Annotated in this window: 12 protein-coding genes; 11 read left to right on the top strand and 1 reads right to left on the bottom strand. The window is 69.9% G+C overall.

Annotated elements, in window-relative coordinates:
• Positions 1-2: 2 nt before the first annotated feature.
• From MLE64_RS00530 to MLE64_RS00510, 5 genes are read left to right on the top strand one after another with little or no spacing between them, the layout of a single operon-like run.
• A complete protein-coding gene (locus tag MLE64_RS00530; protein WP_243314650.1) occupies positions 3-629 on the top strand; it encodes a CBS and ACT domain-containing protein in 627 nt (208 codons plus the stop codon).
• Positions 617-1,750, top strand: coding sequence for an acetoin utilization protein AcuC (locus MLE64_RS00525; protein ID WP_243314648.1), 1,134 nt, complete (start codon positions 617-619; stop codon positions 1,748-1,750). The genes MLE64_RS00530 and MLE64_RS00525 overlap by 13 nt, the downstream gene beginning before the upstream one ends.
• A gap of 51 nt (positions 1,751-1,801) precedes the next feature.
• On the top strand, positions 1,802-2,389 hold the full coding sequence (ruvA, locus tag MLE64_RS00520; RefSeq protein ID WP_243314646.1) for a Holliday junction branch migration protein RuvA: 588 nt from the start codon (positions 1,802-1,804) through the stop codon (positions 2,387-2,389).
• Positions 2,386-3,321, top strand: coding sequence for a 2-hydroxyacid dehydrogenase (locus tag MLE64_RS00515; RefSeq protein ID WP_243314643.1), 936 nt, complete (start codon positions 2,386-2,388; stop codon positions 3,319-3,321). The genes ruvA and MLE64_RS00515 overlap by 4 nt, the downstream gene beginning before the upstream one ends.
• 28 nt (positions 3,322-3,349) lie before the next feature.
• Entirely contained in the window at positions 3,350-4,891 is a 1,542-nt protein-coding gene (locus MLE64_RS00510; protein WP_243314640.1) for a tetratricopeptide repeat protein, read from the top strand.
• 326 nt (positions 4,892-5,217) lie between these two features.
• On the opposite strand, the gene smc is transcribed toward MLE64_RS00510, so the two are convergent.
• Positions 5,218-8,772, bottom strand: coding sequence for a chromosome segregation protein SMC (gene smc, locus MLE64_RS00505; protein ID WP_243314639.1), 3,555 nt, complete (start codon positions 8,770-8,772; stop codon positions 5,218-5,220).
• A 189-nt stretch (positions 8,773-8,961) separates the two neighbouring features.
• Between smc and MLE64_RS00500 the strand changes: the two genes are divergently transcribed.
• Genes MLE64_RS00500 through MLE64_RS00475 form a run of 6 tightly spaced genes read left to right on the top strand, consistent with a single transcriptional unit; the run spans position 8,962 to position 14,542 of the window.
• The gene (locus tag MLE64_RS00500) at positions 8,962-9,693 is read left to right on the top strand and encodes a hypothetical protein (RefSeq protein ID WP_243314637.1); all 732 of its coding nucleotides are present in this window, start codon (positions 8,962-8,964) and stop codon (positions 9,691-9,693) included.
• Positions 9,693-10,547 (top strand): PilN domain-containing protein, encoded by an 855-nt coding sequence (locus tag MLE64_RS00495; RefSeq protein WP_243314635.1) that lies wholly within the window; start codon positions 9,693-9,695, stop codon positions 10,545-10,547. Before MLE64_RS00500 ends, MLE64_RS00495 begins: the two co-directional genes overlap by 1 nt.
• Positions 10,544-11,122: a hypothetical protein gene (locus tag MLE64_RS00490; RefSeq protein WP_243314633.1), complete on the top strand. Its 579-nt coding sequence runs from the start codon at positions 10,544-10,546 to the stop codon at positions 11,120-11,122. Before MLE64_RS00495 ends, MLE64_RS00490 begins: the two co-directional genes overlap by 4 nt.
• Entirely contained in the window at positions 11,119-11,766 is a 648-nt protein-coding gene (locus MLE64_RS00485; RefSeq protein WP_243314632.1) for a hypothetical protein, read from the top strand. The genes MLE64_RS00490 and MLE64_RS00485 overlap by 4 nt, the downstream gene beginning before the upstream one ends.
• Before the next feature lie 17 nt (positions 11,767-11,783).
• On the top strand, positions 11,784-14,087 hold the full coding sequence (locus tag MLE64_RS00480) for a secretin N-terminal domain-containing protein (RefSeq protein ID WP_243314630.1): 2,304 nt from the start codon (positions 11,784-11,786) through the stop codon (positions 14,085-14,087).
• A complete protein-coding gene (locus tag MLE64_RS00475) occupies positions 14,084-14,542 on the top strand; it encodes a type II secretion system protein (RefSeq protein WP_243285911.1) in 459 nt (152 codons plus the stop codon). Before MLE64_RS00480 ends, MLE64_RS00475 begins: the two co-directional genes overlap by 4 nt.
• Positions 14,543-14,548 lie beyond the last annotated feature (6 nt).

Here is a 14,548-nt window from a genome sequence, read left to right as displayed (position 1 = left end):
CCATGCTCGTGAAGGAGATGATGCGCCGGCCGGTGACGGTGGTCTCCGCGGAGGCCACCATCGGAGAGGCCTACCAGATGCTCCAGGACCGCGGCTTCCGCCACCTGCCGGTGGTGGACCGGGGACGCCTGGTGGGCGTCCTCACGGACCGCGACCTCCGCCTGGCCACCAGCAGCCTCTGCCAGAATCCCCGCCCCGCCGGGGATCCCGTCTCCGCCGTCATGAGCAGCCCGCCCCTGACGGCGGATCCCCTGGATCCCGTGGAGGACGCCGCGCGGATCATGCGGGAGCACAAGATCGGCTGCCTGCCCGTGGTGGACGGCGGCGAGCTGGTGGGGATCCTCACGGGCATGGATCTGCTGGACGCCCTGATGATCCTCACCGGAGTGACCAAGCCCTCCTCCCGGCTCGAGGTGGCCCTCGCGGACCGGCCTGGCGAGCTGGCCCGCCTCACGGCCTTCCTCGCGGAGCGCCACGTCAACATCCACTCCATCCTCACCTACCCCTCGCCCGAGGCTGTCCGCACGGTGCTCCGGGTGGATTCCAACCAGATCCGCCCCCTCGCGGACGAGCTCCGGCGGGCGGAGTTTGAGGTCCTGTGGCCCATCCAGAAGCCATGGCAGCACTGATCTACCGCCCGGAGTACGCCGGGTACGACTTCGGGCCGGAGCATCCCTTCACGCCGGCGCGGCTCGCCATGCTCCTGGACCTGATCCACACCCTGGGCCACGCCACCTCGCCCATCGCGGCGCCCGCGGCCACCCGGGAGGAGATCCTCACGGTCCACGACGAGGCGTACGTGGCCATGGTCGAGGCCCTGGATCGCGGCGAGTCCAGGCCCGAGGCGGAGCAGTTCGGACTGGGGACGCCGGACAACCCCATCTTCCCGGGCATGGACCTCGCGGCCCGCTGGCTGGTGGGCGGAACCCTCCATGGGGCACGGCTCCTGATGGAGGGAGCCGAGACCCGGGTGCTCCAGCTGGGCGGAGGACTCCACCACGCCCAGAGGAACCGGGCGGCGGGCTTCTGCATGTACAACGACCTAGCCGTGGCCATCCGGGCCATGGTGCGCCACGGCTGGCGCGTGGCCTACCTCGACATCGACCTCCACCACGGCGACGGGGTCCAGAGCCTCTTCTACGACAGCGACCAGGTGCTGACCATCAGCCTGCACGAGACGGGGCACTACCTCTATCCCGGCACCGGCCACATCCAGGAGCTGGGCGCCGGCACCGCGCGGGGGCTCAGCGTCAACATCCCCCTGGAGCCCTTCACGGAATCCGAGAGCTACCTCGAGGCCTTCGACGCCGTGGTGCCGAGGGCCCTGGAGTGGTTCTCGCCCCACGTCCTGGTGGTGCAGGCCGGCGCGGACGCGCATTTCGCAGACCCCCTCGGGGACCTGGCCCTGACCACCCAGGCCTTCCAGGCCCTCTATCGCCGGATTCTCGACCTGGCCGCTGAGCGCACCCAGGGACGGGCGCTCTTCACCCTGGGCGGCGGCTACGAGGCCCAGGTCGTGGCCCGCGTCTGGACGATCCTCTACCTCACGCTGATGGACCTTCCCATCCCGGAACAGCTTCCCGATGCCTGGCTGGACCGCTGGCGCGAGCTGCTGGGGCCGGAAGTCGGACGGACCCTGCACGATCCCGTGCCGGCCTATCCGGAGCTCCCCGGCCGCGAGGAGCGCAACCGGCGCAACGGCGACGTGGTCGCGCGGCTGATGGACTCGCTCTTCCGCTACTGGATGTAGCGGCAGGAAACGCCGCAGGCCCGGGGGTTTTCCTTCCGGTATCCTCGAAGGATGATCGGACGCCTGCGCGGGGAACTCATCCAGAAGCTGCCGAACCTGGCCCTCGTCGAGTGCGGGGGCGTGGGCTACGCCGCGGCCATCAGCCTCTCGACCTATGGCCTGCTGCCGGAGGCGGGCACCCAGGTGGTGCTGCACACGGAGCTGCTGGTGCGCGAGAACGAGATCGCCCTCCTGGGCTTCTCCTCCACCCAGGAACGGGAGCTCTACCGACTGCTGGTGAAGGTGGACGGCGTGGGGCCAAAGATGGCCCTGGCGGCCCTGGGCGCCCTCAGCCCCGAGGACCTGGTGCGCGCCATCCGGGGCCGGGACGTGAAGGCCCTCACGCGCATCCCCGGCGTGGGGAAGAAGACCGCCGAGAAGATGTGCTTCGAGCTGTCGGAGAAGCTCGGCGGCCTGTCGGGCCTGGACGGCCTGGCGGGAGGGCCCGTGGGCGACCCCTGGGAGGAGAACCTGCGCTCCGCCCTGACGAATCTTGGCTTCAAGGAGGACGTAGTGCTGCCGGTGGTGGCGGACCTTCGCACCTCGAAGCCGCCCCTGGCGGAGGCCATCCGTCTCGCTTTGAAGGCCCTGCAGCGATGAGCACGCGAATCCTCTCCACCTCTCCTCTCGTCGGCCCCGCCTTGGCCGAACTCGGCGCCCGCTTCCCCGATCTCCGGCTGGCGGCCTTCCGCTCGCCGGAATGGAACGCCGCCCTGCCCGAGGCCGAGGCTCTGGTGGTGATGCTCTCCGAGCCCGTCACCGAGGCGGATCTCGACGCCGCGCCGAAGCTGAAGGCCATCGGCACCTACTCCGTGGGCGTGAACCACCTGCCCGTGAAGGCCTGCCAGGCCCGCGGCATCGCCGTGGTGAACACGCCCGGCGTGCTGACGGACGCCACCGCCGACATCGCCCTGGCCCTGCTCATGGCCGTGACTCGCCGCGTGGCGGAAGGCGAGGCGCTGGTGCGTTCCGGCGCGTGGAAGGGCTGGGCGCCTGACCAGCTGCTGGGCCTGGGTCTCTCGGGCAAGGGCTGCGGCATCCTCGGTAGCGGCCCCATCGGCCAGGCCTTCGCCCGTCGTGCCCAGGCCCTGGGCATGACGCCCTTGTTCTGGGATCGCGAGGGACGGGGCGGCGAGGTGGATTTCGGCGCCGGCAAGGCCGCGCGCCTCCCCCTGGCGGACCTGCTCCCGAGGAGTCTCGTGCTGTCCCTCCACTGCCCGCTGACGGACCAGACCCGCGGCATGCTGGACCGCGCCGCGCTGGAGAAGCTGCCCCAGGGCGCGGTGATCATCAACACCGCGCGCGGCGGCATCATGGATGAGAATGCCGCCATCGATCTGCTGGAATCGGGCCGCCTCGGCGGGGCGGGCCTGGACGTCTACGAAGGTGAACCGCGCCTCAATCCGCGTTGGCTGAAGGCGCCCCGCGCCGTGCTGCTGCCCCACCTCGGTTCGGCCACCGTCGAGACCCGTGGCGCCATGGCACAGCTTCTTTGCGACGGACTCGCGGCGGCGCTGGCTCCATCGCGGTGATACCCTGGACTCCCTCACGAGGCATCCCATGGCACGCCCCTGGATCAAGCTGCTCGACCCAGACCTGACGGCCCTCAAGGCCGCGGCCGGAACGTCGTTTGCTGACCGCCTCAAGCTGGCTCGCGCCCTCAATGGCCGCGCCCGGCACACGGAGGCCCAGGAGGTCCTGGACCAGCTCCTGGTCGAGGACCGCTCCCACGCGGAGGCCTGGTTCGAACGCCTGCTCTGCTTCAGCGACAACGCCGAGGAGGAAGAGGGCCAGGAGCTCCTGACGCAGCTCGAATCCCTCCGGGATGAGCACCCCGGGTGCGGCGGGCACCTGCGCAACCTGGGCTACCTGCGCCTTCTCCTCCAGGACATCGACGGAGCGGAACTCGCCCTCCACCAGGCCCTCGCCCTCGACGGCCAGGATCCCAAGGCCCTCGAGCTCACGGGCCTCGTGCACCTGCATCGCGGCCAGGCCGCGGAGGCCAAGGCCTGGCTGCTGAAGTCCCTCAGCCTGCGGCCCACGGATCCCCGCACCCTCCGTCTGCTCGCCATCGCCATGGACCAGCTCTCCGACTGGAGCGGCGCCGAGGCGCAGCTGGTGGCCGCGCTCCAGACGGACGGGTCCTACTACTGGGGCTGGCACGCCCTCGGCGAGATGCTGCTGAAGCGCGGCGAGCTCGCGGAAGGCCTGCGCTGCATCCAGCGGGCCCGCAGCCTGCACGTGTGTGATCCGGCCAGCTACTTCATCCTCGCGGAGATCTTCAGCGAGCAGGGGCATCTGGAGCTCGCCCAGGGCCAGCTCCACACGCTGATGCTCCTCGCCCCCCCCGCGCCGGTGCTGGCGGAGGCCCAGGCCCTGCTGGGCGAGCTGAAGCGCGACATGGGTGACCGCGAAGGCGCCGTTTCCTACTTCAGCCTCGCCACAGAGACCGATCCGGAAGCCGCGAACCCCTGGGCCGCCCTGGGCGACATGGCCCGCGAGGAATCCCGCTGGGAGGACGCGCTCCGTTGCTACCGCGAGGCCATGATGCGGGAGCCCGATGCGGCGGACCTCCAGGTCCAGCTGGGCTATGCCCTCATCGAGACCCGTCAGGGACCAGCCGCCGAGCAGGCGTTCCTGAAGGCGCTGGAGACGGATCCTGGCGAGTACAGCGCCTACCTCGGCCTGTCCGAGGTCTACCGTTTCGCCAACCGCCCCGAGGACCAGATGGGCATGGTGGACCAGGCCATGGCCCTGGCCCCCGACGACTCGGATGTGTGGAACGCCCGGGGCGTGGCCCTGGAAGTCGCGGGACGCCTGACGGAGGCCACGGAGGCCTACGAGAAGGCCCTGACCCTGGAGCCCAGCCATCGCAAAGCGGCCAACAACCTCGGCTTCGTGCTGGAGAAGCGCATGGACCAGGGCGAGCCCGAGCTGCGGCATCGCGCCCTCGAAGCCTGGAAGCAGCGGCTGCTCATCTGCCGGGACGCGGGCCAGAGCATGAAGATGGCCACCGAGCATCTCACCAAGCTGGGCGTGGGGGAGGAGACCCTCCGCGAATGGCTGCGGCCCGAGTTCCTCGCGGCCGAGCTGGAAAGCTGACACACCGAAGTCACCCCAGCATTACCAGGTAGTTACAAACCGACGGCGCACGTCTGTGGAAAAGCCTGTGGATTGATCCTTCCCGGGAGGGCTAAACCCTGTTCCTGGATGGACTTCGAGGGTGTTTTAACGTCGATTTGTGTCTATACAAACTGAATCAAATCAATTTTTAAATTAAATACGTCTGACGGATCTGCCGGACAATTCCGATCCGGGGTTTTCCACAATTTACGCTTTCTTTCGCATTGACAGGCCGATCGCCCTTGCAGGGCATGGACCGGAGGGCGAAAAGGGTGTTCACCACCCATTCCGTCACACCCGAAAGCTCAGACCAGGGCCTCGGCCTCCCGGAGCTGGACGCTCACCAGCCGCGAGCAGCCCGCCTCTTCCATGGTGACTCCATAGAGCGTGTCCGCGGCCACCATGGTGGGCTTCTGGTGGGTGATGACGATGAACTGGGTGTCGACCTTCATCTTCTGGACCATGGCGGCGAAGCGGCCCACGTTCGCCTCATCCAGCGGAGCGTCCACCTCGTCCAGCACGCAGAAGGGGCTGGGCTTGAAGTGGAAGATGGCGAAGAGGAGCGAGATGGCCGTCAGCGCCTTCTCGCCGCCACTCAGCAGCGTGAGGGCCTTGGCGCTCTTGCCCGGGGGCTGGGCGGTGATCTCGATGCCGCACTCCAGCAGGTTCTTGGGGTCCTCCAGGCTCAGCTGGGCCTGGCCGCCGCCGAAGGCCTCCCGGAACACCTCCTGGAACCGCGTGTTCACGAAGTCGAAGGCTTCCCGGAAGCGCTCCTCGCTGGTGGCGTTGATCTCCTGGATGGTGGACTCCAGGTTGCCGATGGCCGCGGTGACGTCGGCCCGCTGCTCGTTCATGAAGGCCAGGCGGGTCTCCGCCTCCTCCAGTTCCTGGATGGCCAGGGGATTCACGCCGCCCAGGTCCATGCGCCGCCCCTGGAGCTCGTTGAGCCGGGTCTGGTGGACCAGTCCGCCCTCGGCCCAGGCCTCCCGCTCGACCTCGGTGATGCCGGCCAGGAAGGCGGGGATCTCCAGCCCCAGGGCCAGCTCGACCTCCTTGGCCAGGGCCTCCTGGCTGCCCTGGACCTGCGCGCCATGGATGAGCACCTCCTGGTGCTGGGCCCGGGCGTTCTCCAGGGCCTCCTGAAGCTCGCGGGCCGCCCGCTCCTGCACCCGGAGGGTCTCCTGGTCCAGCTCGAGGTGGGGCTGCGCCTCCTGGGCCAGGGCCTGCACCTCCTCCCGGTCCCTCAGCAGGCCCTGGGATTCCGCTTCCAGCTCGGCGAGGCGCTGGGCGCAGGTCTCCATGCGGCTGCCCTGCTCGGAGGCCTCCACTTCCAGGCGCTGCCGTTCGGCTTCCAGGTCGAAGCGGCCCCGCTGGGCCAGCTGAAGATGCCGCTCGTGGCCGTCCCGCTCCGCCCAGGCCGCGTCACGGGCGCGCGCGACCTCGCCGCGCTGGTCCCGGCGCTCGTCCAACCGATGCCGCGCCTCGCGGACCAGATCCTCGGCCTGGCGGATGGCCTCTTCCAGGGCGGTGTCGTTGGCCTCTTCCGGGTGGGCTTCCAGGTCCCGGAGCTGGCCCTGAAGGCCTTTGATCTCGGCCTCGATCTGCTCCCACAGGGCGTCCGCCCGCTCGCTGGCCGCCCGGATCTCCGACAGCTGGGTCAGCAGCGAGGTCCGCTGCGCCTTCAGGGTGTCCGCCCGCCGCCGGAGGGCCCGCAGGTCCTCGTCGATCTCGACGGATCGCTCCCGGGCGGCGCGGCTGTCGTCGCCGCCCCTGCCGCGCCGGGTCTCCAGGTCCTCGATGCGGTCCAGCAGGGCCTCGCGGGTGGCCTTGGCCTCCTCCTGCTCCGCCCGCAGCTTCAGGGGAGAGGCGGCGGGGGCGGACACGCCGAGCTGCACGGGACCGAAGGGCAGACGCACGAAGGCGGGCGAGACGAACGCCAGGTCCGGATGGGCCGCCGCCAGCGTGGGCAGGGCCGCGTCGGCGCATCGGAAGGCCCGGCCCAGCAGGGCGCCGAGCGGACGGTTCGACCCCGTCCACCTGAGGTGGTCCCGCAGAGCCTCACAACCCTCCGGGACGGGCGGCAGGTCCCCCTTGTCCTCCAGGGCCAGCAGCAGATGACCCGGAGCCTCGGCGGCGCGGCCCGCCAGGGACGCCTCGACGGCCAGGACCTGGAGCCAGTTGCCCAGCAGCCGCTCCAGATCCGGCCGCAGGGCCTCGTCCACCGTGAGCAGATCCACCAGCGTCTGGGGGCGGACACCCTGTTCCCGCAGCCAGGCGAGCCCCTTCTGCAATTCCGCCTCGCCGAAGCTCTTGGCCAGCAAGTCGGAGATCTGCCGCAGGCGCCGCTCGGCGGCGTCCAGCTCCGCCTCGGCCCGATGGTGATCCTGGGCCAGGACGCGCTGGGCCTCCTCCAGCTGCTCGGCCCGGCGGCGCTGGTCCAGCGAGGCCTCCTCGGCCTGCTCGAGCTGGGACAGCAGCCCCTCCAGCGCCCGCTCCACCTGGCCCGACTCGGCCTCGAGGCTTTCCAGACGTGGCGCGCGGACAGATTCCTCGTGGTTGAGGGTGTCCAGGCGGCCCTCCAGCTGGGCGACCTGAGTCTGGAGCCCCAGCCGCTCCTTCTGGCGGGCCAGGGCCTCCTTCTGGGAGTCGGCCTTCCGCTCGCGATGGGCATGAAGCTCCGCCTCCGCGTGGCGGAGGGCGCCCTGGGCGAGGGCCACGGCCTCCTCGGCCTTGGCCAGCTCTGCCTCCTGAAGGGCGAGGCGCTCTCCGGCCTCCTTCAGCTGGGCTTCCAGCGCCGTGAAGGAATCGCCGGATTCGGCCAGCCGCGCCACCAGCATCTGGATGTGCTCTTCCAGGCGGGCCCGCTGGTCCCGCGCCTCGACCCTCCGGTCCTCCTGGAAGCTGCGCTCCTGGTCGGCCAGCTGGAGGCGCTGATCCAGGCCGAGAATGGCGCTCGCCCGCTTCGCCTGGGCCTGCTGCCGCTCGTCCACGGACAGGCGCAGAGCCTCCACTTCGGAGGCCTTCTCGGAGACCTGCGCCGTGAGCTCGGCCACCCGCCGCTCGACCTCGTCCAGGTGGTCCAGGATCCGCTGCTTGGCCTCCTCCAGTTCCACCGCCTTCCCCGCCAGCAGCACCCGCTGCGTGGCCTTGATCTCCGCGTCCAGTTCCTTCGCCTTCCGGGCGCGGGCCGCCTGGCGGCGGAGCGAATCCATCTGCTTGGTCAGCTCGTAGAGGATGTCATCCAGCCGCTGGAGGTTGCCGCGGGTCTCGTCCAGCCGCTTTTCCGCGTCGGCCCGGCGCAGCTTGTAGCGGGTGATGCCGGCGGCCTCCTCCAGCAGCAGGCGCCGGTCCTTGGGCTTGCTGCTGAGGATCAGGTCGATCTGCCCCTGCTGGATGAAGCTGTAGGCCCGAGTGCCCATGCCCGTGTCCAGCAGCAGGTCCTGCACGTCCTTGAGCCGCGCCTCCCGGCCGTTGATGCGGTACTCGCTGCCGGTATCCCGGTAGAGGCGGCGCGAGATCGTCACCTCCCGCGTGGAGCCCGGCAAGGCCGGGTCCGGCATCTCCAGGGCCAGCTTCACCTCCGCCAGGCCCGTGGGCCGGCGCTGGGCCGTGCCCGCGAAGATCACGTCGGCCATCTCCGCGCCGCGCAGCATCGAGGCCCGCTGTTCGCCCAGCACCCAGGCCAGGCTGTCGGAGATGTTCGATTTGCCGCAGCCGTTGGGCCCCACGACCGCGGTCATGCCTCCTGGGAAACTGAGCTTCTGGGCGTCTGCGAAGGACTTGAAGCCATGGAGTTCAAGGGAGATCAGGCGCACGCGATCAGCGCTCCAGGAGAAAGGGTGGGGAACATCTGCCTCCATCATTCCATATCAGACGTGCTGTCCGTCCCTTGGGAATCCGGAGCAGGCCCGTTAGACTCGATTCCTTCCCCTGTCCTGTCAGGAGCCGTCTGTGCATCCCCTCCGTTTTCTCCTGTGCGACCCGGCCACGGACGCCCGGTCGGGAGCGCTGTACCCGAAACACAGGCCCGGAAACGCGGGAGCAAGGCCATGAGATTGCCCTTCCTCCAGGCTCCTGCGGCGTCCCTGGTGTGGCTGGAAGCGCACCGCATCCACGCCGGCCTCCACCGTCGCACCCTTTCAGGCGCCCCCACGGAGGATCAGCTGGCCCAGGCCCTGTCCTCCCTGCCCCAGGGCCCCACCCGCTGGGTGCTGGACGACCTCTGGACCCCATCGGTCCTGATGAGGGACCTGGCCGAGCTGCCCAAGGGCGCCGAGGCCCAGGAGGCCTTCTTCCGGTGGCGGTTCAACCAGACCCTCGCCCTGGAAGAGCCCCACTTCGTCCAGGCCCTGGAGATCGAGCCCGGCATCTGGCTGGCCTCGGGGATCCGCGAGGAATTCCGGGAGACCCTCCTCCAGCTGGGCCTCCGCCTCGACCGGAACCTGCATGGGCTCATGCCCCGCTGGCTGCACCTCTACAACCTGCTGGCCCCGTCGCTGGAGCTCCCGGGCATGCTCCTCTCCCTGAGCCCCGCCGGACAGGGCCGCTACGCCGGCACCCTGGTGGCCTGGGGACGCACCCTCTGCCTGCTCCGCCAGTGGACGGAACCCCTGGATCCCCAGGCCTGGAACGAAGAGCGCATCACGCCCAGCGCCGCCTTCCTCCAGCGGGAATCCCGGACCCCGCAGAGCCTGGCGATCTGGGGCGCTCCGGCGTGGCCTGACACGGGCCTCCCCACGCGCATCCTGGATGACCGGTTCGCCTTGGTGGAGACGCCCTGATGGCCGTTCCCGTCCTCCACCTCAACCTGGCGCCCCGGCCGACCCTGTGGCGGCAGCACCACCGCGTCCTCGGCTGGGCCGCCCTCGGCCTCGGCGGCGCGTTCTTCCTCGGCTCCCTGGGGCTCACCTGGCGGGTCTACCACCAGGCCAGCCGCGCGGGCCGAGACGCCGTGAGCCTGACCGAGGAGACCCGGCGGGCGGCGCGTTCTGAAGCCCAGATCCAGGCCGCCCTCCAGAGCATGGACGCCACTCGCGAGCAGGCCCGGTGGAAGCTGGCCGAGCGCATCCTCCAGGAGCGGAGCCTGCCCTGGTCCCGCGTCACCGCGGAACTGGAGCAGTGCATGGCCCCTGGCATGCGGCTGAAGAGCCTCCAGCGGACCCGCGGCAACGGCCAGCAGGTGGTGATGAAGCTCAAGGCCGAGGCCCAGACCCGCGTGGCGGAGGCCGCGTTCGTGGATGCGCTCCGGACGGCTCCCGTCTTCTCCGAAGTGATCCTGGAGCGCGAATCCGAGCGCCAGGGCGGGGGCTGGGACTTCGAGCTGAGCGTGCCCGCCGCGGCCGTGCCCCCGCCCTTCGAACTGCGCCCCGTGAAGACCGGCCCCGCGTCCACCGCCCCGGCGACCCCGCCCAAACCGGCAGCCCCACCCAAGCCGACAGCCATCGCGCCACGCCCGGCACCCGCGCCTGCGGCTCCGGGGGCTGCGCGCCTCACGCCCCCGCCAGCCGCGCCGGCCGGCCCCCTGGCGCCGGGCGACAAGGCCGGAGCCCAGACCCGCCCCATGCCGGTGCCGAACGACGACGAGGAAGCGCGTCCGCCCAGAGGCTCGCGCCTGTCGAGGAGGCCCCCCCGATGAACAGCCCCCTCCGCGCAAGCCGACTTCGCCTGGGGCTGGGCATCCTGGGACTGGCCCTGGGCCTCGGCGTGGCGATCTTCCTGCTCCCGGACGCTTCCCAGCAGCGGTCCCAGAAGGTCAAGGCCAAGCAGGAGGCCGAGCGCAACCGGAACCAGCAGGTGCAGCAGCTCCAGGAACTCCAGCAGCTGGCCGACCGGATCCGCCGGGGACAGGAGACCCTCGAGAACCTGGAGGCCCGCCTGCCGCGCGGCTCCGCCGGCGAGCTCCAGTGGAACCTCAGCAAGACTCTGCACGAGCTGGCCAAGAAGCATGACCTGCGACTCCAGATGGTGAAGTACGGCCTGCCCAGCCGGGAGGGGGCCCGCGGATCGGACCTGGAAGCCGTGGACGTGGAATTCGTCGCCGTCGGCATCTACGCCAACCACAAGGCCTTCATGCTCGACCTCGAGGGATCCGGGCTTCCCTTCGCCGTGAGGGACGGCCGCCTGGAGGAAAGCCCCGAAGGCGCCCGCATCGACATCGTGCTGCGCGCGTTCCGCAAGGCCGGCGCCCCGGACCGCGAGGAGGAGGCATGACCACGCCGGCCCGCGCCTTCGACTTCCAGGCCATGATCCAGGAACTCCGGGCCAACCGCCGGACTCAGGCCGCCCTCGTGGCCTTCGCCCTGGTCCTCGCCTTCGCCCTCTACACCGTCCTGGCCCCCGAGGCCCCCCGGACCCGGCGTGCGACACCTGCGGGAACGGGGCCGAACCTGGACCCGCGCCAACTGGCGGGGCTGAAGAAACTCCCGGACCTGGCCGCCCTTGACCGGGCAGGAGAACTTCCTCCGGGAGCCAAGGTGCAACGGGACCTCTTCCTTTTCGAGGCCCCTCCGCCACCGCCCAAGCTCGTCAAGCCGCCCCCGCCCCCGCCGCCTCCCACGCCCGAGGAGCTGGAGCGTCAGCGGCTGGCCCAGGAGAAGGCCGCGGAGTTCGCCGGCAGGCCTCAGAACCTCCGCTACCTCGGCTTCTTCAAAGGCAACCCCGCCGGCCTGGTGGGCGCCTTCATGAAGGGCGAGGAACCCGTGACCCTGGTCCAGGGCACCCTCGTCGGGGACCGCTGGAAGCTCGTGTCCATCCTCGAGAACCGGGCTGAATTCCAGAACACCAAGTATCCAGACCTGCGGATGGTCCTGGAGGCCCGCGACGCCTCCGGCGGCGCACCCGTCAATCAATTCTGATCCGAAGGATGCCACCGATGCCGCTCTCCTCCTTCGCACCCGCCCGCAAGATCATCGCCGCCGTCGCGATGCTGCTCCTGGTCCTCGGCTGCAGCCTCCACAAGGCCAACCAGGCCTATGACGAAGGCCGCTACGACGATGCCGTGGCCTCCTACCGCGAGGTGCTGCGCCGCGACCCCTCGAACACCAAGGCCCGCATCGGCATCAAGCGGGCCTCCCAGCGGGCGGCCGAAGGGCACATCGCGCTCGCGCGCCAGGCGGAGCAGCGGGGCCTGACCGACACCGTGCTGATGGAGGTCAAGAAGGCGCTGGTGCTGGACCCCGACAACCAGATCGCCCAGGACTGGCTGATCCGGCTGGAGCAGAAAGTCGCCCAGGACAAGGCCGCGGCGGACGCCGCCGATGACCTCGAGCTCCTGAAGGCCAAGGCCGACACCGTGAACGCCGTGCAGCTGAACCCGCGGTCCCTGGAGGGCCTCGATCTGAACTTCAGCCGCCGGACCAGCCTGCGCGAGATCTTCGCCACCCTCAGCCGCGCCTCGGGGGTGAACATCATCGCCCACTCGTCCTTCCAGGATCAGAACATCTCCATCGACCTGCGGGGCCTGCCCTTCCAGCGGATCCTGGACACCCTGATGCTGCAGAACGACCTGTTCTACAAGGTGATCGACAAGAACACCATCATGGTCTTCAAGGCCACCCCGCAAAACCGCGACCAGTACGAGAACCAGCTCCTCAAGACCTACTACCTGTCCAACGCCGATCCCACGGAACTGCGCTCGACCCTCACCACGCTCAACCCCCAGCTCCGGGTGTTCACCGACAAGCGCATCAACGCCATCATCGTGAAGGCCAAGCCCCTGGAGCTGGCCGTCGTGGACCAGGTGATCCGCAGCCTCGACAAGGCCAAGGCCGAGGTCATGGTCTACATGGAGCTGATGGAAGTCACGGAGAACAGCCTGGAGCAGGTGGGCCTGCTCCCGGTGATCAACGCCTCCGACACTTCTGGCACCTTCCGGATGGGTGCCACCACCGTGAACAACACCTCGGGCATGAACACCAACTCCGGATTCACCAAGATCCACACCGCCGACATCCGCGTGCTCTTCCCGAACCTGGCCCTGGACTTCCTGAAGGGCAACGGCGACGCCCGCCTGGTGGCGAGCCCGAATGTCCGGGTGCTCTCGGGCGAGACCGGCGAGGTGAACATCGGCGAGAAGATCTCCACCACGCAGAGCCAGCTCTCCCTGCCCACCACGGGCACCACCAGCACCACCTCCGCCTCGTCCCTCCTGGGCGGGGTGGGCCAGACCTCCTTCTCCTACGAGGACGTGGGCGTGAAGATCAAGGTGGAGCCCCGCGTCCACCACAACGGTGAGATCACCCTCAAGATCAACAGCCTCGTCACCACGCTGAAAAGCGGCTCCACGCCGGGCCGGCCGGACCTCGGCAAGCGGGAGATCATCACCTCCGCCCGCCTGCGTGATGGCGAGACCGCGATCTTCGGCGGCCTGCTGAAGGACGAGGAGCAGAAGAGCCTCCAGGGCATCTGGGGCCTCGCCGACATCCCCCTCATCGGCCGCCTGACCGGGAACACCCGCAACAGCAAGGCGAAGACCGACGTGATCCTCACCATCCGCGCCGTGCTGGTGCGGAAGCCGGTGCTCACGGAACAGGATCTCGCCGCGTTCAACCCCGATGACGCCGCGTCCCAGACGGGGATGTTCGCCCCCAAGCCCACCAAGCCCGCCCCGGCAGGAGCCGCTGCTCCTGCGGCCGCCCAGCCTGCGCCCGCCCAGGCCGCCCCCGCGCTACCCGGCTCCGCCGCCGCTCCCGCCGCGCCTGTGCCGGTGCCGCCCGCGCCTTCCACCGCGATCCAGGAAAAGAAACCCGACACGCCTCCCGTCGACCAGGCGGCCCCCGCCGCCTCCGATCTGGTGATCTTCATGACGCCGGTGGCCTCCGAGATCAAGGTCGGGGAGCGCGTCCAGATCGGCCTCACGGTCAGCGGCGGCAAGGGCCTCAGCTCGGGCACGGTGGAGCTCCGCCTGCCCGCGGGCCTGAAGCTTGGCGCTGTGTCGCCTGGCGATTTCATCACCACCGAGGGCGGCAGCCTGGAACAGGTCCCCGGGAAGGACGGCACGCTGAAGCTCGTCTTCAAGCGCAACAGCCCCGAGGTGGACAGCGGGCAGCTGGCCACCCTTGAGCTGACGGGCCTAACCCCCGGCAACGCGCCCGTGCTCATCCAGAGCGGCCAGTTCCTGGCGGGCACCAGCCCCATCTCCGGGCGCTGGTCCAACGCCCTTGTGACGGTGCAGTGAGCCGCCAGAGGGGATTCACCCTGCTGGAGCTGGTGGTCACGGCCACCGTGCTGCTGATCCTCGCCTCCGTGACCGTGCCGCTGGCCCGCAACGGCCTCAAGCGCGAGAAGGAGCTGGAGCTGCGTCGGGACCTGCGCGAGATGCGGCTGGCCATCGACGAATACAAGAAGCAGGCGGACCAGCAGAAGATCAAGGCCCCACCGGCGGAGGCCAACGGCTATCCCGAGAGCCTGGAGGTCCTGGTGGAAGGCGTTCCCGCGGCCGGTTCCCTCAGCCGCAAGGTGCGCTTCCTCCGCCGCGTCCCTGTGGATCCCTTCACGGGGAAGGCGGAATGGGGTCTCCGGAACACCAACGACGACGCCAACAGCTCCAGTTGGGGCGGCGGCCACGTCTACGACGTCTACAGCCTCGCCCCGGGGACCGGCATGAACGGCATCCCCTATCGTGAGTGGTAGGGGCTC

It is taken from the genome of Geothrix paludis (genome assembly GCF_022808815.1).
Lineage (GTDB): Bacteria > Acidobacteriota > Holophagae > Holophagales > Holophagaceae > Geothrix > Geothrix paludis.
This window is presented reverse-complemented; position numbering and strand designations above follow the sequence as displayed.